This window comes from Pantoea deleyi (assembly GCF_022647325.1).
Taxonomy (GTDB): Bacteria; Pseudomonadota; Gammaproteobacteria; order Enterobacterales; family Enterobacteriaceae; genus Pantoea; species Pantoea deleyi.
Map to the genome: position 1 here is coordinate 811,781 of NZ_CP071405.1, position 19,389 is coordinate 831,169.

General features: G+C 59.0%; 18 protein-coding genes and 1 pseudogene. 13 read left to right on the forward strand and 6 right to left on the reverse strand.

Annotated elements, in window-relative coordinates:
- The first annotated feature begins 49 nt into the window (after nt 1-49).
- Nucleotides 50-591, forward strand: a pseudogene (locus J1C59_RS03960) (cupin domain-containing protein).
- Here J1C59_RS03960 and J1C59_RS03965 read toward each other — a convergent pair.
- Nucleotides 588-1,214 (reverse strand): S1 family serine peptidase, encoded by a 627-nt coding sequence (locus tag J1C59_RS03965; RefSeq protein WP_128083946.1) that lies wholly within the window; start codon nt 1,212-1,214, stop codon nt 588-590. The pseudogene J1C59_RS03960 and the gene J1C59_RS03965 overlap by 4 nt on opposite strands.
- Before the next feature lie 315 nt (nt 1,215-1,529).
- Between J1C59_RS03965 and J1C59_RS03970 the strand changes: the two genes are divergently transcribed.
- Complete coding sequence (locus tag J1C59_RS03970; RefSeq protein ID WP_128083947.1) at nt 1,530-2,693, forward strand: MFS transporter; 1,164 nt, start codon at nt 1,530-1,532, stop codon at nt 2,691-2,693.
- On the opposite strand, the gene J1C59_RS03975 is transcribed toward J1C59_RS03970, so the two are convergent.
- Complete coding sequence (locus tag J1C59_RS03975; RefSeq protein WP_128083948.1) at nt 2,690-3,610, reverse strand: LysR family transcriptional regulator; 921 nt, start codon at nt 3,608-3,610, stop codon at nt 2,690-2,692. The two genes, J1C59_RS03970 and J1C59_RS03975, sit on opposite strands and share 4 nt — an antisense overlap.
- Nucleotides 3,611-3,712: 102 nt before the next feature.
- On the opposite strand from J1C59_RS03975, the gene lysA reads away from it, so the two are divergent.
- Together lysA and J1C59_RS03985 are read left to right on the forward strand one after the other, a co-directional pair.
- Nucleotides 3,713-4,969: a diaminopimelate decarboxylase gene (gene lysA / locus J1C59_RS03980; RefSeq protein ID WP_128083949.1), complete on the forward strand. Its 1,257-nt coding sequence runs from the start codon at nt 3,713-3,715 to the stop codon at nt 4,967-4,969.
- A gap of 142 nt (nt 4,970-5,111) precedes the next feature.
- Nucleotides 5,112-5,564 carry a GNAT family N-acetyltransferase gene (locus tag J1C59_RS03985; protein ID WP_128083950.1) on the forward strand — a complete coding sequence of 151 codons (453 nt, stop codon included), beginning with the start codon at nt 5,112-5,114 and terminating at the stop codon, nt 5,562-5,564.
- Between the two features lie 36 nt (nt 5,565-5,600).
- On the opposite strand, the gene J1C59_RS03990 is transcribed toward J1C59_RS03985, so the two are convergent.
- The 4 genes from J1C59_RS03990 to mutH all read right to left on the reverse strand — a co-directional run bounded on the left by J1C59_RS03990 (nt 5,601) and on the right by mutH (nt 8,605).
- Complete coding sequence (locus tag J1C59_RS03990) at nt 5,601-6,641, reverse strand: NADP(H)-dependent aldo-keto reductase (RefSeq protein ID WP_128083951.1); 1,041 nt, start codon at nt 6,639-6,641, stop codon at nt 5,601-5,603.
- Nucleotides 6,642-6,781: 140 nt separating this feature from the next.
- Nucleotides 6,782-7,000, reverse strand: coding sequence for a YgdI/YgdR family lipoprotein (locus J1C59_RS03995; protein WP_128083952.1), 219 nt, complete (start codon nt 6,998-7,000; stop codon nt 6,782-6,784).
- A gap of 118 nt (nt 7,001-7,118) precedes the next feature.
- A complete protein-coding gene (locus tag J1C59_RS04000) occupies nt 7,119-7,829 on the reverse strand; it encodes a TerC family protein (RefSeq protein ID WP_128083953.1) in 711 nt (236 codons plus the stop codon).
- A gap of 98 nt (nt 7,830-7,927) precedes the next feature.
- Complete coding sequence (gene mutH / locus J1C59_RS04005) at nt 7,928-8,605, reverse strand: DNA mismatch repair endonuclease MutH (protein ID WP_128083954.1); 678 nt, start codon at nt 8,603-8,605, stop codon at nt 7,928-7,930.
- Between the two features lie 684 nt (nt 8,606-9,289).
- Between mutH and rppH the strand changes: the two genes are divergently transcribed.
- The 9 genes from rppH (at nt 9,290) to recC (ending at nt 19,358) form a co-directional block, all read left to right on the forward strand.
- On the forward strand, nt 9,290-9,817 hold the full coding sequence (rppH, locus tag J1C59_RS04010) for an RNA pyrophosphohydrolase (protein WP_111140836.1): 528 nt from the start codon (nt 9,290-9,292) through the stop codon (nt 9,815-9,817).
- Between the two features lie 12 nt (nt 9,818-9,829).
- Nucleotides 9,830-12,076 carry a phosphoenolpyruvate--protein phosphotransferase gene (gene ptsP / locus J1C59_RS04015; protein ID WP_128083955.1) on the forward strand — a complete coding sequence of 749 codons (2,247 nt, stop codon included), beginning with the start codon at nt 9,830-9,832 and terminating at the stop codon, nt 12,074-12,076.
- Nucleotides 12,077-12,342: 266 nt separating this feature from the next.
- Complete coding sequence (gene lgt / locus J1C59_RS04020; protein ID WP_140917290.1) at nt 12,343-13,224, forward strand: prolipoprotein diacylglyceryl transferase; 882 nt, start codon at nt 12,343-12,345, stop codon at nt 13,222-13,224.
- The gene (gene thyA, locus J1C59_RS04025) at nt 13,221-14,015 is read left to right on the forward strand and encodes a thymidylate synthase (protein WP_128083956.1); all 795 of its coding nucleotides are present in this window, start codon (nt 13,221-13,223) and stop codon (nt 14,013-14,015) included. Before lgt ends, thyA begins: the two co-directional genes overlap by 4 nt.
- A gap of 185 nt (nt 14,016-14,200) precedes the next feature.
- On the forward strand, nt 14,201-14,668 hold the full coding sequence (locus J1C59_RS04030) for a prepilin-type N-terminal cleavage/methylation domain-containing protein (RefSeq protein ID WP_128083957.1): 468 nt from the start codon (nt 14,201-14,203) through the stop codon (nt 14,666-14,668).
- The gene (locus tag J1C59_RS04035; protein ID WP_208721878.1) at nt 14,665-15,192 is read left to right on the forward strand and encodes a prepilin peptidase-dependent protein; all 528 of its coding nucleotides are present in this window, start codon (nt 14,665-14,667) and stop codon (nt 15,190-15,192) included. The genes J1C59_RS04030 and J1C59_RS04035 overlap by 4 nt, the downstream gene beginning before the upstream one ends.
- Complete coding sequence (locus J1C59_RS04040) at nt 15,189-15,593, forward strand: DUF2509 family protein (protein ID WP_128083959.1); 405 nt, start codon at nt 15,189-15,191, stop codon at nt 15,591-15,593. Before J1C59_RS04035 ends, J1C59_RS04040 begins: the two co-directional genes overlap by 4 nt.
- A 46-nt stretch (nt 15,594-15,639) precedes the next feature.
- Entirely contained in the window at nt 15,640-15,879 is a 240-nt protein-coding gene (locus J1C59_RS04045; protein WP_167498280.1) for a prepilin-type N-terminal cleavage/methylation domain-containing protein, read from the forward strand.
- Between the two features lie 101 nt (nt 15,880-15,980).
- On the forward strand, nt 15,981-19,358 hold the full coding sequence (gene recC / locus J1C59_RS04050; RefSeq protein WP_128083960.1) for an exodeoxyribonuclease V subunit gamma: 3,378 nt from the start codon (nt 15,981-15,983) through the stop codon (nt 19,356-19,358).
- Nucleotides 19,359-19,389 lie beyond the last annotated feature (31 nt).

The window sequence follows — 19,389 nt, forward strand, 5'->3', positions numbered from 1 at the left end:
CCGGGTTTTCCGGCCTTTTTTATGTCTGTGGTGTGTCCCGGCACGCCTGATGCTGTCTCCTCTGCCTGCGCACATCTCTCAATCCGGAGCAACGATAACGACGCAACGCCCTGACGCTATGCGTCACTGGCAAACGCGGGAGGGCGAAGAGCGCGAACATTATGCCGACAGCGATGCGCGCATGTCGGTTGGTGCGTCACTGGGGAAATTGCTGGGGTCAATCCGCCCGGGCATTCACCACGAAAGGCTTTTGCCCGGACGGCGCAAATCTTATCTCCATGCGGAGCGCGCGGAAGAGGCGTTCATCTTCGTGCCTGACGGTTATCCTGACGCCTGGATCAACGGCGAACTGCATTCGCTGTCGCCGGATGATGTGATGGCCTTTCCTGCGGGCAGAGGCATCTGCCACACCTTTATTCATAACAGCGAGCATGAGGCCCGCTTCTGAGTGGCAGGTGAACTCCCAACCCTGAGAATCAGATTACTTATCCTCTGAACCCGGATTACGAAGCAACGCGTAAAGACAGGTGGCTCAATCCCCCTGAACCGTCAATGGGCAACCCTCCCGGCTTGCCTGACAAAAAATCTTAAGATTTCAGGGTCTCTTTCAGCCAGGTCTGAAACCGCGAATAGGGCACATAGAGGGCAACATCTTTATATAACGTCTTACCGGTAGCGTTGTCGTCGATGTTATTGCTGTAGCCAATAATCACGCCCGCCAGCGTATCATCAGAGGCGTTATACACCGCGCCGCCCGACATCCCCTTTACCACGCCCGCATTCGCCGCGACCACCACGCAGGCGGGTTTGTTCCAGCTGTTCGCCAGGGTGGTATTGATCAGGTTCTGACCGCTGGAGCTGACCGGCATGGCTGAGATAAAACTGTAGCCGTAAAGATTAATCCGGTCCCCGATGTGGCTGTTACGAAAGCTGGGGGGCAGATTCATTTCGCTGTTTTTGTGGTAAACCACCGCCAGATCGCACTCCGGATGCCAGGCCTTGACCCGGTAAAGTGAGAATTTCGCGACGTGTGCAGCGGTCAGGCTGTACTCCGGCGTCAGCGGAATGGTGGTGCCGAGCGTGCCTAAACCCAGAATGGTGGGAATGCCGGTCACGGTCATATCGACCCGTTTTTCCGCTTCCCGACTGTACTCATAATGACCGACCGAGCAACCTGTTAAGCCAAAAACCATCAAGGCTATGAGTCGTTGCATTCTCTCTCCCTGCGTCAGTAGTGGATGACATCACCTGGCATTTACTAAGAGATATATCGGCAAGGTTGCGGATTAATTAATAAGTTCCGCACTAAAAAGCGTAATCGCTCAGTGAAAAATCACAACCTGACCCGGCCTGCCGGTGCCGCAGACGGACGGGATTATTGCCGTCCAGGCAATAATCCTTTGCTGCGGGCAGGCTATGTCGCGCTGCGGGGCTATGCTGTAATACGCCGTGTGACGCAGATCAAATATTGCGCGTCGCGGCGCTGCGCGGCTGCGCGGTTCACCTGCAAATAAGACCGGGAGAGTGTTATGCCTGTAGCATTACTGGCGCTGGCGTTGAGTGCGTTCGCCATCGGAACCACGGAGTTTGTCATTATGGGATTGCTGCCGGAGGTGGCACGCGACCTTCAGGTGTCGATTCCATCGGCGGGCTGGCTGATCAGCGGCTATGCGCTGGGCGTGGCGATCGGTGCACCGATTATGGCGCTGCTGACCGCGCGACTGCCGCGTAAAAAAACGCTGATTCTGCTGATGGTGATCTTTATCATCGGCAACCTGCTGTGCGCGCTGGCTTATAACTATCATCTGCTGATGCTGGCCCGGATCGTTACCGCGCTCTGTCACGGCGCGTTCTTTGGTATTGGCGCGGTGGTTGCCGCCAGTCTGGTGCCTGCCGATCGTCAGGCATCCGCTGTGGCGCTGATGTTCACCGGCCTGACCTTAGCCAATGTGCTCGGCGTTCCGCTGGGCACCAGCTTCGGACAGATGTTTGGCTGGCGGGCCACCTTCTGGGGCGTGGCGGTGATCGGCGTGCTGGCCTTTATCGCCCTGATCGTGAGTCTGCCGCAGAACAGACAGGAAAAACCGGTTCACCTGGCGAGCGAAATCGGTGCGCTGGCTAACGGCAAACTGTGGCTCTCATTGCTGATGACGGTGTTCTTTGCCGCAGCGATGTTCGCGCTGTTCAGCTACATTGCGCCGCTGCTGTCAGAGGTGACCGGCATCAGCGGTCGCGGCGTGAGCTGGACGCTGTTCCTGATTGGCGCGGGCCTGACGGTCGGCAACATTCTCGGCGGCCGGCTGGCTGACTGGAAAGTCTCTTTTAGCCTGATCCTCAGCTTCTCACTGATCGCCCTCTTCTCGCTGCTGTTCAGCTGGACCAGCCATGCGCTGTGGCTGGCCGAGATCACGCTGTTCCTGTGGGCGATGGCCACCTTTGCCACCGTGCCGGGGCTGCAGATCAACGTGGTGCGCCACGGTAAAGAGGCGCCTAATCTGGTGTCTACCCTGAACATTGCGGCGTTTAACGTCGGCAATGCGCTGGGCGCCTGGGCAGGCGGTGCAGTGATTGGCGAAGGGTTTGGTCTGACGGCGGTGCCGGTTGCCGCGGCTGCGCTGGCCGTTATCGGTCTGCTGGTCTGTCTGATCACTTTCCGCAAATCGGGATGCGCGGCCGTCAGGGCCCGCGCTTAAGTCAGGCGCGCGGCGATACGGGCCGGAAAGTCAGCCACCTGCTGCTGCAGGTGGCTGACAAAGGCATCAACCAACGCCGAAGCGGGGCGATGCCGTGGCCTTACCAGGCTGACGGTAAAGGGCACCGCCACGCTGAACTGACGCATCACCACACCGCTGTCGGCGTAATCCAGCGCCGTCAGCGGATTCACGATCGAAATCCCCACACCCGCTCTGACCATCGCACACACGGAGGCCGCGCTGTGCGTCTCCATCACCATACGTCGTTCGACCCCCTGCTCCTGAAAGAGCGTATCCAGCAGCTGGCGATAGCTGTCGCTGCGCGACAGGCTGACATACTGTTCGCCCGCAAAATCGTGTGGCGTCAGCACGTCACGCTCACAGAGGGGATGCTGCTGCGGCAACACGCACACCTCATCGCAGGTCAGCAGGGCGAGGCGATCCGTACCGGCCGGGGCGTGCTGGGTTTCGGTTAAGCCGATGTCGTAGCGCTGCGCAGAGAGCCACTCTTCCAGCAGAGGCGACTCCTGCGGAATGACGTTCAGACTCACATCCGGATAGCGCTGCAAAAAAGGCTGGCACAGCGGTGGCAGCAGCGACTGCGAAAACACGGGCAGGCAGGCGATCGACAGCTCACCCTGGCGGAACTGGCGCAGCCCCTCGGCGGCCTCCATGATGCGGTCCAGCCCGTACCAGGAGCGCTGCACCTCTTCAAACAGACGCAGACCCTGCACCGTGGGGTGCAGGCGACCGCGTACCCGGGTAAACAGCGCCAGCCCCAGCTGCTGCTCCAGACGTGCCAGTTCCCGGCTCACGGTCGGCTGCGAGGTGTGCAGCAGCGTGGCGGCCTGGGTCAGATTGCCGCTGGTCATCACCGCATGAAAGACCTCAATGTGCCGCCAGTTTATGTTTGCCACAGCTACTTCCTATATCCATTCTGCATAGATGCTATTAAAACAGATATTTTTCGCTATGGCTTGTTTCTGGCTTAATGCCGTTATCGCCACAGGAGAATTGCTATGCCACGTCCTTTACAGAACACCGAAACCGCTCTCAACGCCGCGCACCTGCTGCCGCTGGCACGCCGTTATGCCGGGCCTTTCTGGGCTTACGATGCGCAGATTATTCAGGCGCGGATTGCCCAGCTGCAGGCGTTTGATGTGGTGCGCTTTGCGCAGAAAGCCTGCTCGAATATCCATATTCTGCGCCTGATGCGCGCGGCAGGCGTCAGGGTGGATTCGGTCTCTCTGGGCGAGATCGAGCGCGCGCTGGCCGCCGGTTATCAGCCGGGCGGTGATGAGATTGTCTTTACCGCCGATCTGTTTGACCAGCCGACGCTGGAACGGGTCGCGGCGCTGAAGGTGCCGGTGAATGCCGGATCGATCGATATGCTGCATCAGCTGGGCGCGGTGTCTCCGGGACATGCGGTGTGGCTGCGGGTCAATCCAGGCTTTGGTCACGGCCACAGCCAGAAGACCAATACCGGCGGTGAAAACAGCAAGCATGGAATCTGGCACGGCGACCTGGAAGCGGCGCTGGCCGCAATTGCGCAGCATGGCCTGAAACTGGTGGGCATTCATATGCACATCGGTTCTGGCGTGGACTACGGGCATCTCCAGCAGGTGTGCGATGCGATGGTGGAACTGGTGATGGCCTCCGGTCAGGATCTGACGGCGATCTCCGCAGGCGGCGGGCTTTCTGTGCCGTACCGCTATGGCGAAGAGGCGATCGATACCGCGCACTACTTCGGACTCTGGGATGCGGCACGCCAGCGCATCGCGCAGCATCTGGGCCACGCGGTCAAGCTGGAGATCGAACCGGGCCGCTTCCTGGTGGCCGAAGCGGGGGTGCTGGTGTCGCAGGTGCGGGCGGTGAAATCGATGGGCAGCCGTCACTTTGTGCTGGTCGACGCCGGTTTCAGTGATCTGATGCGTCCTTCGATGTACGGCAGCTATCACCATATCTCGCTGATGGCGGGTGACGAGCGGGCGATTGATGAGCAGCAGACCGTAGATACCGTGGTGGCAGGCCCGCTGTGCGAGTCGGGCGATGTCTTTACCCAGCTTGAGGGCGGCATGGTCGAGCCGCGCGCGCTTCCGGCGGCAAAGGTGGGCGATTATCTGGTCTTCCATGACACCGGTGCCTACGGCGCTTCGATGTCCTCTAACTACAACAGCCGTCCGCTGATCCCCGAAGTGCTGTTTGAGCAGGGCCAGCCGCGCGAAATCCGCCGCGCGCAGACGATTCAGTCGTTGCTGGCACTGGAAATCGGCTAATCTCTCTCTCTGGCGGCCAGCGTGCCGCCTCAGCAGCGGGCTCTGTCACGCCTGCATCCGGAGAGAAAAGATCGCCTTTTCTGGCGCACACCTCGGCGATATCGTAAGCCCGGACCTGTGATCCCTTTCAGAGGAATTAACTGTGATGAAGATCGTGTCGCTCAGCGAAGTGCCGCAGTTTGCCGATCAGATTACCGACTGGCAGTGGCGCGCCTTTGGTGACGCTGACAGCCGGGCGTTTTTCGCCAGCGTGGTTAACAGCAGCCTGAGCGGGGCAGAATTTCCAATCACCTTTGTTGCGATTGAGGCGGGCAGGGCGATCGGCACCGTCGGCTTCTGGCGCTGCGACCTCATCAGCCGTCAGGATCTTTTTCCCTGGCTGGCGGCTCTCTATGTGGATGAGCCGGCACGCGGCAGAGGCGTGAGTGAGGCGCTGCAGCAGCATGTCATCGCATGGGCACAGAAACAGGGCTATCCGCGTTTGTGGCTGTGGTCCACCTTCACGGGCTACTATGAACGGTTTGGCTGGCGGCCACAGGGGGAAGCGCTGGAGTATCCTGATAAGCCGGTCACGCTCTACTGCCGCGACCTGTGAAAGAGGCCAGCCACCGACGGTAGCTGGCAGGCACGATCAGGGTGCCGGATAGGTATAACGACGATGGATCGCCTCAATACCCTCCAGGATCTCTGCGTTTAAGGTCAGATTAAAACTGTCGATATTCATCTGCAGCTGTTCAGGCGTGGTCGCGCCCAGCAGCGTGCTGGCCACAAACGGCTGCTGACGCACATAGGCGAGCGCCATCTGCGACGGATCGATCTGATGCTGCTGAGCCAGAGCCACATATTCGGCAATCGCCTGTTGTGACTGCTCACCGCTGTAACGGGTAAAGCGGCTGAACAGCGTATTGCGCGCGCCCGCAGGCTGTGCGCCATTGAGATATTTGCCGCTCAGCGTACCAAAGGCCAGGCTGGAATAGGCGAGCAGCTCAACACCTTCATGCTGGCTGATCTCGGCCAGACCCACCTCAAAGCTGCGGTTCAGCAGGCTGTAGGGATTCTGGATGCTGACGATACGCGGCAGCTCATGTTTCTCCGCCAGCTGCAGGTAACGCATCACGCCCCACGCGGTTTCGTTCGACACGCCGATATACCGGATTTTACCGGCGCGCACCTGTTCGGTCAGCGCTTCCAGCGTCTCCAGCAGCGTCACCTGCGCGGTAGTTTCGCTGTACTGATAGCCGAGCTTGCCAAAAAAGTTGGTCTGGCGCTGCGGCCAGTGCAGCTGGTAGAGATCCAGGTAGTCGGTGTTCAGGCGTTTCAGGCTGGCGTCGAGCGCGGCACGGATATTTTTACGGTCCAGCGCCATATCCGGACGGATTGATGCATCGCTGCCGCGCGTTGGCCCGGCAACTTTGCTGGCCAGAATGATTTTGTCACGGCAGCCGCGCTGTTTAAGCCAGCTGCCAATATAGCGTTCAGTCAGACCCTGGGTTTCCGGGCGCGGCGGCACCGGATACATCTCGGCAGTATCAATCAGGTTGATGCCGGAACGGATAGCCAAATCCAGCTGAGCATGCGCGTCGGCTTCGCTGTTCTGTTCGCCAAACGTCATAGTGCCCAGTCCCAGCTGACTCACTTCCAGCGTGCTGTGGGGAATACGATGATAGTGCATTGCCAGCTTCCTTTTCTTTATGGAACGGAATGTTGTGTCCTCAGGGACTATAGCGCGAGCAACGGCGGGGAAGGAAGGGGGAAAAGGCGGGGAAATCACCTGTCAGCGGGGAAGCAGTGGCAGGTGATTAAATCAGGCACTTAACGTTCAATGATCGTTGAGACCTCGTCACTGTTAATCTGTACGGCATGGCCCGTCTGATCGGTGTATTCCACCAGGCCCGTCTCTTTATCGATGCTGGGTTTGCCTTCGGTCATGATCATCCGGCCATCTTTGGTTGCCATAACATAATCAGAACTGCATCCACTCAAACCTGCTGCGATCATTACTATCAGTGCTGCGCCAGCCAACCCTCTCATCACGCCTTATCCTCACAAATCGTCAATTGCAAAAAGTGTAGTAATAAATGGTTTTGCCGGCGGGGTTAATCGAAAGAATCTGAAAATAACCGGGCGAGCAGGCTCGCCCTTGACTTTCTCAGGCGTGCTTTTTCTTACTGCGCATCAGATTAAGGCACTCAACCGCCATTGAGAAGAACATGGCGAAATAAATGTAACCTTTTGGTACGTGCACCGCAAAACTCTCCAGAATCAGGGTAAAACCGACCAGAATCAGGAAAGAGAGCGCCAGCATTTTCACAGACGGATGGCGGTCGACGAACTCACCAATGGCCCGTGCGGCAAACATCATCATCATCACGGCAATCACAACCGCCGCCATCATGATGAACAGATGATCGGAGAGGCCGATAGCGGTGATGACGGAGTCGAGACTGAAAATGATGTCGAGCATCATGATCTGCACAATCGCGCCCAGGAAGGAATGTACGCGGGTGTTATGTTCGCCTTCGCTGCCCTCAATCGTCTCATGGATCTCCATGCTCGACTTCCACAGCAGGAACAGGCCACCGAACAGCAGGATCAGATCGCGCGCGGAGAAGGGGTGATCCATCAGCGTAAACAGCGGGTTCGTCAGACGCGCGACCCACGCAATGGACGCCAGCAGGCCCAGACGCATTAACATCGCGCCCATCAGACCGATGCGGCGTGCGCTGGCTTGCTGATGTTTCGGCAGTTTCGCGACCACCAGTGACAGGAAAATGATGTTATCAATACCCAGCACCACCTCAAGGATGGTCAGGGTACCCAGCGCCAGCCAGGCATTGGGATCAGAAATCCACTCAAACATACCGACATTCAATCCTAAACGAAAAGTAAACGGCGATTATACGCATTCGGTTCGCCGATCTCCCGCAAAATTGCGGCCCTGTCGGCGTGAGAGGCGATTCAGAGCAGAAAATGGCGCGCCAGCAGCGGGCCGGTAAAACTCTTTTTGAGGTAAAAGCCGCGCGGCAGGGTCAGGATCGGCTGGCCCTGGTCGCCGATCCCTTCGGTCAGCGCTTTACTGTTGGCGGCCTTGGGACGGATCTGCAGCCAGGCGCCGTGTCGTGCCGTGATCTGCTCGACGCGTCCCAGCACGATCATATCCATCAGCTCTTCCCAGTCCTGGCGCAGCATCTCATCTTCCTGCTCGTCCGGGCTCCATAGCAGTGGCGCGCCGACGCGGCGTTCCCGCAGCGGGATTGCGCGTTCGCCTTCCACCGGGATCCAGAGCACGCGGGCCAGCTTGTGGCGGACATGGCTGGTCTGCCAGGTGACGCCGCTGTTACCGGTCAGCGGTGCGACGCAGACAAAGGTGGTTTCCAGCGGTTTACCCTGTGCATCAATCGGGATGGTTTTCAGTTCGATGCCCAGATGCGCAAAATCCTGTTCCGCTTTGCTGCCGGCGCTGGCGCCGAGGTGCCACTCCAGCAGCATGCCGACCCAGCCTTTATCGCGTTTCAGATCGGCAGGCATCGGCAGGCCCGCGCGTGCAGCCAGCGTTTCCAGGGTAAATCCGGCTAAAGCCTGGGCGCGTGCCAGCAGGCTGGTTTCATCTTCGGGTGGTCTGGGCTGGTGACTCATGTTACCTACTCGCGATGGTTAAAAAACAGACAGAGGCGGACAGCGAAAACGCCGGATAAAGAGAAACCGTCTCCGGGATCGATAATAACATGATAGATCGTGCTTTTTTTACTGCGGTGGTCTCGCATCCTCCACAGGCCCGGCGGGTTATCCCAGCTTACCCGCAACAATGAACAGGATCTCCAGCCCGGTTATCCACAGAAAAGTGGGATAACCCCCCGTGGTGTGCGGTACTGGTTCCATTTACAGCCTTGACTTTTCACGATCTGCGCATAATTTCACCGCTCTGACCTGACTCTGAACAATTATCTGTGGATAAAAAAGGCGGTGGCTAAATTTTGACCATTTGTCAGCTGCCGCAAAAATATTCGCTGTCGGTAAAAAAAAGACGGATGGCGATTATGAAATTAAAGAGAGTAAAATCATATGTATAGGTAATTATAACGTTCCTGCTCTGCAGCCCCTGGCCGGGGGGTTATTCAGTTAACTCCCGCGTTCTGCACAAAGCTATCCACAGAAATAGTGAATAAGATCGATCTTTTTTGCGGTTGTTGTTTATAACTTCGCGCTTTTCTGTGAGTTATCCCGATAAACAGGGCGCAACCCCTCATGAATCCAGTGGTTTACCGCCTGTAAGGAGTGTGAAACAATCAGCGCATTCAAATTTTGCTTTGAGGTAGTCCGGTGATCGATGATGATGGCTACCGCCCGAATGTTGGTATCGTAATCTGTAACCGGCAGGGACAAGTGTTATGGGCCAGGCGCTTTGGACAGCACTCCTGGCAATTTCCTCAGGGAGGCATCAATCCCGGTGAAACCGCAGAACAGGCGATGTATCGCGAACTGTTCGAAGAGGTCGGATTACACCGGAAGGATGTGCGAATACTTGCTTCTACCCGTAACTGGTTGCGTTACAAGTTGCCAAAACGTTTGGTGCGTTGGGACACAAAGCCGGTATGTATCGGCCAGAAACAGAAGTGGTTTCTCTTGCAGTTAATGTGTAATGACGCGGATATCAACGTGCAGCACAGCAGCACGCCGGAGTTCGACGGCTGGCGCTGGGTCAGTTTCTGGTATCCGGTACGTCAGGTTGTCTCCTTCAAGCGCGACGTCTACCGTCGGGTGATGAAGGAATTCGCTGGCGTGGTAATGACTATGCAGGAGAGTGCGGGGCAGCGAAATAATCCTGCCCATCGACGTAAGAGAGGATAGGCCACGCCCTTTATGCTCACTCAGTTGCGCGAAATTGTAGAAAAAGTGGCGAGTGCGCCGCGTCTCAATGAAGCACTCGACATTCTGGTCAATGAGATCTGTCTGGCGATGGAAACGGAAGTCTGTTCCGTTTACCTCGCCGACCACGATCGTCGCTGCTATTACCTGATGGCGACGCGCGGACTGAAAAAGCCGCGCGGTCGCACGGTGACGCTGGCGTTTGATGAAGGGATCGTCGGTTTAGTGGGCCGTCTGGCCGAGCCGATCAACCTCGCAGATGCCCAGAGCCATCCCAGCTTCAAATATATTCCCTCTGTGAAAGAGGAGCGTTATCGCTCCTTCCTCGGTGTTCCGATCATCAGCCGTCGCCAGCTGCTCGGCGTGCTGGTGGTGCAGCAGCGCGAACACCGTCAGTTTGATGAAAGCGAAGAGTCGTTCCTGGTCACGCTGGCCACGCAGATGGCGACGCTGCTGTCGCAATCTCAGATGGGCCAGTTGTTTGGTCAGTTCCGGCAGACGCGGGTGCGCGCCATTGCGGCAGCGCCGGGTGTCGCCGTGGCACCGGGCTGGGTCGATGAGACACAGCCACTGCTCGACCAGGTTTCCGCCGCCTCAACGCTGGATGTGCAGCGTGAACGCGAACGTCTGTCGCTCGCCATGAGCGAAGCGGCCAATGAGTTTCGCCGCTTCAGCAAACGTTTCAGCGCCAGCGCTCAGAAAGAGAGCGCGGCCATCTTCGATCTCTACTCTCACCTGTTAACCGATGCCCGGCTGAAGAAGGATCTGTTCGCGGAGATCGAGCGCGGATCCGTCGCCGAATGGGCGGTAAAGCAGGTGATCGAGAAATTTGCGAAGCAGTTCGCCAGCCTGAGTGACAGCTATCTGCGCGAACGCGCAGGCGACCTGCGGGTGCTGGGCCAGCGCCTGCTGTTTCACCTCGATGATACGCTGGTCGGGACCAACGCCTGGCCGGAGCGTTTTGTGCTGGTGGCCGATGAGCTGACCGCCACCACCTTAGCGGAGCTGCCGCAGGAGCGGCTGGCGGGCGTGGTCGTGCGCGATGGTGCGGCCAATTCACACGCCGCGATCCTGACGCGCGCCATGGGCATCCCGACGGTAATGGGGGCGGATATTCAGCCTCATCAGCTCAATAAGCGTTTGCTGATCGTCGATGGCTATCGCGGCGAGCTGCTGATCGATCCCGAGCCGGTGCTGGTGCAGGAGTATCAGCGACTGATCAGCGAAGAGAATGCGCTGAGCAGGATGGCGGAAGGGGTCGTCGACCAGCCGGGCGAGCTGAAAAGTGGCGAGCGCGTGCAGGTGATGCTGAACGCCGGCTTAAGCCCGGAGCATGAGCAGGCGCTGGGCAGCTGGGTGGATGGCATCGGTCTCTACCGCACCGAAATCCCCTTTATGCTGCAGAACGGCTTCCCCTCGGAAGAGGAGCAGGTGGCGCAGTATCAGGGCATGTTACAGCTGTTTCACGATAAGCCGGTGACGCTGCGTACGCTCGATGTCGGGGCAGATAAACAGCTGCCTTACATGCCGATCAGTGAAGAGAACCCCTGCCTGGGCTGGCGTGGTATCCGCCTGACGCTCGACCAGCCGGAGATTTTCCTGGTGCAGGTGCGCGCGATGCTGCGTGCCAACGCCGCCTCCGGCAACCTCAGTATTCTGCTGCCCATGATCAGTCATATCGATGAGATCGACGACGCAAAACAGCTGATCGATCGCGCCGGACGTGAAGTGGAAGAGATGCTGGGTTACGCCATTCCCGCGCCGCGTATCGGTATCATGATCGAAGTGCCGTCGATGCTGTTTATGATCCCCCATCTGGCATCGCGGGTCGATTTTGTTTCGGTCGGAACCAACGACCTGACGCAGTATCTGCTGGCGGTGGACCGCAATAACACCCGCGTCGCCAATCTTTACGATTCGCTGCATCCGGCGATGCTGCGTGCGCTGAATGCGATCGCGCAGGAAGCCCGTCAGGCTAATCTGGAACTGTGCCTCTGTGGTGAAATGGCGGGCGATCCGATGTGCGTCGCCCTGCTGGTGGGGCTGGGTTATCACCACCTCAGCATGAACGGCAAGAACGTGCCGCGCGTGAAATATCTGCTGCGTCACCTGGATTATGAAGAGGCGCAGGCGCTGAGCGAGCAGGGGATGCATGCCCACACCGCGACGGAAGTTCGCCATCTGGTTTCGGCCTTTATGGAGCGGCGCGGTCTGGGTGGGTTGATTCGCGGCGGTCGCTGACCGCCAGGCCCGTCAGGCTGGCTTATTTGCCCTTCCGGTGCCGGGTAGCGCTCATCCTCCTCACGTACTCACTGTACGCTGCGGTTGTTACTCGCTGTCCCTGCAGGGAGTGGCTGCAACAGGGTGCGCCGACGGATCAGATTAAACGGATTATCCGCGTTTACATTTGCGCGGCATTTCAAAAAACCGGCTGTGCTATGATGCGCAGCCTTAATTTATGTGCCTGACAACACCCCTTTTCAGGGCTGAAAAATAGACGGTGAATGATGAATAACGGCTATATTGCATTTCCGCAGTTCGATCCGGTGATCTTTTCGATCGGACCGGTTTCGCTTCACTGGTACGGTCTGATGTATCTGGTGGGCTTTGTTTTCGCCATGTGGCTGGCGGTACGCCGGGCAAATAAACCTGGCAGCGGCTGGAAAAAAGAGGAAGTTGAGAACCTGCTGTACGCCGGTTTCCTGGGGGTCTTCCTGGGCGGCCGTATCGGCTATGTGCTGTTCTACAACCTGCCGCTGTTCCTGGAAAACCCTCTCTATCTCTTCAAGGTCTGGGATGGTGGTATGTCGTTCCACGGTGGCCTGATCGGGGTGATTGTGGTGATGCTGATTTTCGCCCGCCGCACCAAACGCACCTTCTTCCAGGTCTCGGATTTTATTGCACCGCTGATCCCGTTTGGTCTGGGCGCCGGCCGTCTCGGCAACTTCATCAACGGCGAACTCTGGGGCCGTGTCGATCCGAACTTCCGCTATGCCATGCTTTTCCCTGGCTCACGCAGCGAGGATGTCGCGCTGGCCGCCAACAACCCGCAGTATCAGGATCTGCTGAACACCTACGGCGTGCTGCCGCGTCACGCGTCGCAGCTCTATGAACTGGCGCTGGAAGGTATCGTACTCTTTATCATCCTCAACCTGTTTATCCGCAAGCCACGCCCGATGGGCAGCGTCTCTGGCCTGTTCCTGATTGGCTATGGCGCATTCCGCATTATCGTGGAGTTCTTCCGCCAGCCGGATGCCCAGCTTGGCCTGTTTGAAGGCGGCATCAGCATGGGTCAGATTCTCTCTGTGCCCATGATTGTTGCCGGCATTATTATGATGATCTGGGCGTATCGTCGTCGCCCGCAGCCCCAATTTCGTGAGGAAAAATGAAACAGTATCTGGATTTAATGCAGCATGTGCTGAACGAAGGCACACCAAAAGCTGACCGTACCGGCACCGGTACGCTTTCAATTTTTGGTCACCAGATGCGTTTCAATCTGCAGGATGGTTTTCCGCTGGTCACCACCAAAAAATGTCATATCCGCTCGATTATTCATGAGCTGCTGTGGTTCCTGAAGGGTGACACCAACATCGGCTATCTCAAAGAGAACAAGGTCTCGATCTGGGATGAGTGGGCGGATGAGAACGGCGATCTCGGCCCGGTCTATGGTAAGCAGTGGCGCAGCTGGGGAACCGCCAGCGGCCAGGAGATTGACCAGTTGAGCCAGGTGATGGAGCAGCTGAAGCGCGATCCCGACTCCCGCCGGATTATCGTGTCTGCCTGGAACGTCGGTGAACTCAGTGAGATGGCGCTGGCACCCTGCCACGCGTTCTTCCAGTTCTACGTGGCGGACGGCAAGCTCTCCTGCCAGCTCTATCAGCGTTCGTGCGACATCTTCCTGGGTCTGCCGTTCAACATCGCCAGCTATGCGCTGCTGGTGCACATGGTCGCGCAGCAGTGCGATCTGCAGGTGGGGGATTTTGTCTGGACTGGCGGCGATACGCACCTCTACAGTAACCATCTGGAGCAGGCGCGCCTGCAGCTGACCCGCGAACCGCGTCCGCTGCCAACGCTGGTCATTAAGCGCAAACCGGCGTCACTGTTTGACTATCAGTTCGATGACTTTGAGATTGAAGGCTACGATCCGCATCCTGCGATCAAAGCCCCGGTCGCCATCTGATCGATAAAAACGAGAAAGCCCTGGCTCGCCGCCGGGGCTTTTTTTTGCCTGTCGATCGCTGAATCTGCGGCACCGCTCGCACGCTTTTGACCGCCACTGTCGGTCAGGCCGATTTTCTGCCATCCCAATTCCGGCGTGCCTCAAAACCCCTTGTTTCACCGCTCCGCAGATCGCACTCTGCCGCTATGAAAACCACACACATACGGGGTTTTACCCTGCCGGAACTGCTGCTGGTGTTGGTGATTGCCGCCACGTTAAGTCTCACGGCATTACACGGCTGGCAGCGCTGGCAACAGCGACAGCAACTGCGCGACAGCGCGCAGCAGTTGCAGGGGTTCCTGCTGCGGATACGCGCCCGGGCAAACCGGCACAACAGCGATCTGGTTTTGTGGTCGCGGCCTGGCGCGCCCTGGTGCATTGGTGTCGGCAGCCCTGCCGGTGAATGCCATCCTGGCAACCCGCTGCATTTCGTCGCCCCGCATCCGGATGTGCAACTCACTGACATCCGGGGAGAGCCGGGCTTTTATGGCCGGCGTAACGTCGCCACGGCGGGCAGCATCGGGCTGGGTAACAGCGCCGGACGCATCAGGCTGATTATCTCGGCCCGGGCCCGTATTCGGCTCTGCATGACGGATGAGGAGGGCTGCCCGTGAAAGCGACCGGATTCAGCCTGCTGGAGATGTTGATCGCGATGGCACTCAGCGCCGTCGTGATGATCGGCGTCGGACGCTTTCTGCCGCGGCTGCTGGCAGAGAATGCCAGCCTGCTGCAGCGGGCGCAGCTGCGCCAGGAGTTACAGCAGATCATGGCCACGCTGGAAAAGGCGGTGCGGCGGGCCGGATATTGTCATGGCGAATGCGGGCCGGGCGCACTCACCATCCGCGAGAACTGCCTGCTGCTGCGCTGGGATGAGAACAGCAACGGACGATGGGACGCGGTGGGCCATACCGGCAGTGACTATTACGGCTACCGCCTGCGACAGCGGCAGCTTGAGGCGCAGCGCGGAGTGGATGAGTGTCAGTCCGCAGGCTGGGAGCGGCTCTCCGATCCCGCCTTTATGACGATCGGGCAGTTCAGCATCAGCCGGCAGGATTCGCAGATCAGGATCGTTTTGCAGGGGCAGGCCGGACGCTGGCGTGAAACGATCGAGAGCTGGGTCGAGGGAGAGAATCTGTGAAAGAGCGGGGCAGTAGCGCGCTGGGCATGGTTCTGATGCTGCTGCTGATCGGCAGCGTCACGCTGCACGCCAGCCGCAGGCTGTCTGAGCAGGGGATGCGACTGCTGGCGGATGAGCAGCACACCATCACCGATTTCTGGCGGGCGCAGTCTGCGCTGCAGTGGGGATTCTCCCTGCGCTGGCCAGGCAGCGAGACCGTACACTGTCAGCAGGACGATCGTCACGGCTGGCGCAGTTGTTTACAGCGAGGTGAAAAAGATGACGTACTGCTTAAAGGCGAGGCCAGCGACAGGGGGATGGCCGTCTGGCACTGGGTCCGGTTACAGGGGAGTCAGGTTATCGCGCTGCCGCACGGCTGGATCGACTATTGTCCGCTCGTGCCTCCGGCAGCCTGCCTGTAGATGCTGCGGATTCAGCCTGCCGGAACTCCTGTTTGCGCTGCTGCTTATGGCGTTAAGCACCAGCACGCTGCTGCACTATCACCGCGCCCTGGCGCTGAGCTTCAGCCAGCAGTGGGCGCAGCGCGAGGCCTGGCGGGTCGCCGGGCAGCGGCTGATCGGGCATGAAGTGGCGGGCTGGGTATCCCGCCTGCAACAGAAAAGCGGTCCGTCAGGCTGTATCCTGCTGCAGGCTGACGTCACCGGCCCCTGGCAGCGCCGTGCCACGCTTACACGGCTGCGATGTTAAGCGCAACAGGTCGCCCTTTTAATGGGTTTCAACGGCGATACGCGGTAAAGTGACAGGGCCGCAATACCGCAGTCATGTTCTGAGTTATCACAGGAGTTTTCATGTTTCACGTCTATCACTCAAATCAGCTCGATGTGCTGAAGATTCTGGCGGCTGCGGTGATTAAACATGATCCTCTTGATGACCCGTTTGCCGCCGAGATGATCCTGGTGCAGAGCCCCGGAATGGCGCAATGGCTGCAGATGGAGCTGGCGCAAACCTTTGGTATCGCGGCCAACATCGAGTTTCCGCTGCCCGCCAGTTTTATCTGGGAGATGTTTGTCCGCGTACTGCCCGGCATCCCGCCAGAAAGCGCCTTCAGCAAGGCCAGCATGGGCTGGAAGCTGATGCACCGGCTGCCGGTCATGCTGGAGCAGGAGGCGTTCACCTCGCTGCGGCACTACCTTCATGACGACGGCGACAAACGTAAGCTGTTTCAGCTCAGCTCCCGGGTCGCCGATCTCTTCGACCAGTATCTGGTCTACCGTGCCGACTGGCTCAACAGCTGGGAGCGCGGCGAAACGATCGAGGGGCTGGGGGAGGCGCAGCGCTGGCAGGCCGCCCTGTGGCGCGATCTGGTCAGCTATACCGAGGCGCTGGGCCAGCCGGAATGGCACCGTGCCAACCTCTATGCGCGCTTTATCCAGACGCTGGAGCAGGCGAAAAGCACACCGGACAATCTGCCAAAGCGGGTATTCATCTGTGGTATCTCGGCGCTGCCGCCGGTCTATCTGCAGGCGCTGCAGGCGCTGGGCCGCCATATCGATATCCATCTGCTGTTCACCAATCCCTGCCGTGACTACTGGGGCGATATTCAGGATTACGCGTTTCTGGCGAAACTGCAGAGTCGTCAGCGCCGGCGCCACGGAGCGGATGAAACGCGCGCGCTCTTCCGCGATGCGGAGCAGGCCCCGGCGCTGTTTAACGACGCCGGAGAACAGCAGCTGACGAATCCGCTGCTCGCCTCCTGGGGCAAGCTGGGACGTGACAACCTGTTCCTGCTCAGTCAGATGGAGTCAAACGACGATATTGATGCCTTTGTGGATGTTGAGCCGGACAACCTGCTGCACTGCATGCAGCACGATCTTCTCAATCTGCAGGACAACGCCATCATCGGACTGAATGCAGCGGAACTGGCGCACAGCGATCGTAAGCGTTGCCTGGATCCGGACGATCGCTCCATTGCGGTTCAGGTCTGCCACAGCGCCCAGCGAGAGGTCGAAGTTCTGCAGGATCATCTGCTGGCGATGATGGAGGCCGATCCCGACTTAAAAGCGCGTGACATTATCGTCATGGTTGCCGATATCGACGCCTATGCGCCCTTCATCCAGGCGGTATTTGCCAACGCGCCAGCCGACCGTTACCTGCCTTTTGCCATTTCTGACCGTCGTGCCAGTCAGGCCCATCCGGCCATCGTGGCGTTTCTGCAACTGCTGGCGTTGCCGGACAGCCGGTTCGTCTCGGAGGATGTGCTGGCGCTGCTGGATGTGCCGGCGCTGGCTGCCCACTTTTCCATTGATGAAAGCGGGCTGCGTTTGCTGCGGCGCTGGGTCAGCGAGTCCGGCGTACGCTGGGGACTGGATGACGCCAGCGTGGAAGCGCTCGCCCTGCCGATTACCGGCCAGCACACCTGGCGTTTTGGCCTGCAGCGTATGCTGCTGGGGTATGCGATGGAGAGTCACAACGGTGACTGGGAAGGGATCCTGCCTTATGACGAGTCGAGTGGCCTGGTGGGCGAGCTGGCGGGTCATCTGGCAGAGCTGCTTTCGCGGCTGAATGACTGGCGACAGCGGCTGGCGGAATCCCGGCCGCTGTCGGAGTGGCTGCCCCTGTGCCGTGAACTGCTCAACGCCTTTTTCAGTCCCGATGCCGAAACCGAGGCCGCACTGCTGCTGGTTGAAGAGCAGTGGCAGCAGCTGATCGACTACGGCATGGCGGCGCGGTTTGAAGAGGCGATTCCGGTGGCGCTGCTGCGCGACGATCTGCGCAGCCGGCTTGACCAGCAGCGCATCAGTCAGCGTTTCCTGGCCGGACAGATTAACTTCTGTACCCTGATGCCGATGCGCTCTATTCCTTTCCAGCTGGTCTGTCTGCTGGGGATGAACGACGGTGTCTATCCCCGCACGCTGGCCCCGCTGGGCTTCGATTTAATGCAGCAACAGTCCCGCAAAGGCGACCGCAGCCGCCGGGATGATGACCGTTATCTCTTTCTGGAGGCGATGATCTCTGCACAGCGGCAGCTCTATATCAGCTATATCGGCCGGGCGATTCAGGATAATACGGAACGCTACCCCTCTGTGCTGGTCACAGAGTTGCTGGATTACATCGGACAGAGTTTCTATCTGGAGGGTGACGGCCATCTGGAGCTGGATGAGAGTGCGGAACGGGTGCGGATGCACCTGCAGCATCTGCACAGCCGGATGCCGTTTGATGCGGAGAACTTCCAGCCCGCTGCCCGGTTGCAGAGTTTTGCCCGCGAGTGGCTGCCTGCCGCGCAGAAGGCGGGGCAGCCCCAGCCCGACTTTGTGCAGCCGCTGACTGCTCCGGTGATCGAAACGCTGACGCTGGAGGCGTTTCTGCGCTTCTGGCGGCATCCGGTGCGCGCCTGGTTCCACCAGCGGCTTGGCGTCAGCTTCTGGCTGGAGGAGAACGAACTGCCCGACAGCGAGCCTTTTGCGCTCGACAACCTCGAACGTTATCAGATCAATGCACAGCTGCTGAATGCGCTGGTCGAAGGTGACGATACAGAGCGGCTCTACGCATATCATCGTGCGGCCGGTAATCTGCCCTATGGCGCGTTCGGTGAGCTGTTCTGGCAGGCGCAGCGCGAGGAGATGCAGGAAGTCGCTGCGGAAGTGGTCACGCAGCGCAGCGACGGCGAGAGCTGGGAGGTCAATCTGCAGCTGGAGCAGGTCAGTTTAACCGGCTGGCTGACGCAGGTGCAGGATGACGGACTGCTGCGCTGGCGGCCCGGCGTGCTCAACATGAACGACGGACTGTTACTCTGGCTGGAGCACCTGGTCTACTGCGCACTGGGCGGCACCGGCAGCAGCCGGATGTTTGGCCGTCAGAAGAGCCGCTGGACGTTCCTGGCGGTGCCGCAGGCGGAGGCCACTGCGGCGCTGAACGCGTATGTCGCGGGCTATCTGGCCGGAATGCGTCAGCCGCTGATGCTGCTTAATAAAAGCGGAGGCGTCTGGCTCACCGCCAGCTATGACAAAAAAAGTCAGCAGCTGCTTACCGATGAAGCGACGCAGCTTAAAGCGCGTAATCGCCTGCTGACCGCCTGGCAGGGTAACTATCAGGTGGAAGGAGAGGGAGGCGACCCCTATCTGCAGCGTCTCTGCCGGGTGCTGGATGAGGCGCAGCTGCAGCAGATCGCTGAGGCGGCACAGCGCTGGTATCTACCGGTGCTGATGGCGCATCAGGACGACGAATAACCGGTCAGCACACGAATTTATTACACAGCAA

Bases quoted from the DNA above. Each gene is read 5' to 3' on its own strand.
- J1C59_RS03990 (WP_128083951.1), bottom strand. From the start codon at position 6,641: ATGCACTATCATCGTATTCCCCACAGCACGCTGGAAGTGAGTCAGCTG.
- ptsP (WP_128083955.1), top strand. From the start codon at position 9,830: ATGCTCACTCAGTTGCGCGAAATTGTAGAAAAAGTGGCGAGTGCGCCG.
- J1C59_RS03995 (WP_128083952.1), bottom strand. From the start codon at position 7,000: ATGAGAGGGTTGGCTGGCGCAGCACTGATAGTAATGATCGCAGCAGGT.
- J1C59_RS04045 (WP_167498280.1), top strand. From the start codon at position 15,640: ATGGCGTTAAGCACCAGCACGCTGCTGCACTATCACCGCGCCCTGGCG.
- J1C59_RS04030 (WP_128083957.1), top strand. From the start codon at position 14,201: ATGAAAACCACACACATACGGGGTTTTACCCTGCCGGAACTGCTGCTG.
- lgt (WP_140917290.1), top strand. From the start codon at position 12,343: ATGAATAACGGCTATATTGCATTTCCGCAGTTCGATCCGGTGATCTTT.
- J1C59_RS04000 (WP_128083953.1), bottom strand. From the start codon at position 7,829: ATGTTTGAGTGGATTTCTGATCCCAATGCCTGGCTGGCGCTGGGTACC.
- recC (WP_128083960.1), top strand. From the start codon at position 15,981: ATGTTTCACGTCTATCACTCAAATCAGCTCGATGTGCTGAAGATTCTG.
- thyA (WP_128083956.1), top strand. From the start codon at position 13,221: ATGAAACAGTATCTGGATTTAATGCAGCATGTGCTGAACGAAGGCACA.
- mutH (WP_128083954.1), bottom strand. From the start codon at position 8,605: ATGAGTCACCAGCCCAGACCACCCGAAGATGAAACCAGCCTGCTGGCA.
- lysA (WP_128083949.1), top strand. From the start codon at position 3,713: ATGCCACGTCCTTTACAGAACACCGAAACCGCTCTCAACGCCGCGCAC.
- J1C59_RS03965 (WP_128083946.1), bottom strand. From the start codon at position 1,214: ATGCAACGACTCATAGCCTTGATGGTTTTTGGCTTAACAGGTTGCTCG.
- J1C59_RS03970 (WP_128083947.1), top strand. From the start codon at position 1,530: ATGCCTGTAGCATTACTGGCGCTGGCGTTGAGTGCGTTCGCCATCGGA.